At 70.9% G+C, this 292-nt stretch carries 1 protein-coding gene; it reads right to left on the bottom strand.

Annotated features, from left to right (window positions below):
- Window positions 1-233 (bottom strand): hypothetical protein (locus HMPREF2886_RS22885; RefSeq protein ID WP_058172520.1); only part of this gene is annotated, 233 nt, incomplete at its 3' end.
- Between the last annotated feature and the right edge of the window lie 59 nt (window positions 234-292).

Raw genomic sequence — 292 nt, 5'->3', positions numbered from 1 at the left:
ACCTCGATATCGAACTGGGGGAGCTGCGGCGCCGGCCCGGTCACCAGGCCATCGCTGATGAACGCCATCTGCCCGGCCGGCACCGCCCTGCCCCGAGCCGCGATCACGACGTTGTTTCGCAGGCGGACGCGGCAGGTGCCGGCGCCCTCGTCGACGTCGATCACCTCCCCCACCGTGCGCGCGCCGCCCGGTAAGAGCCCGATGAACCGACGCCAGGGATTGACCGTCGCCATCAGGAACCTCCCGGATAGTGGCGCTCGATGCGCAGGGTCTGCCACACGCGGCTAGCCCC

Origin of the sequence: Pseudomonas sp. HMSC066A08 (genome assembly GCF_001813025.1) — a bacterium.
In the GTDB taxonomy this organism is placed as follows: Bacteria; Pseudomonadota; Gammaproteobacteria; order Pseudomonadales; family Pseudomonadaceae; genus Pseudomonas; species Pseudomonas aeruginosa.
This window is presented reverse-complemented; position numbering and strand designations above follow the sequence as displayed.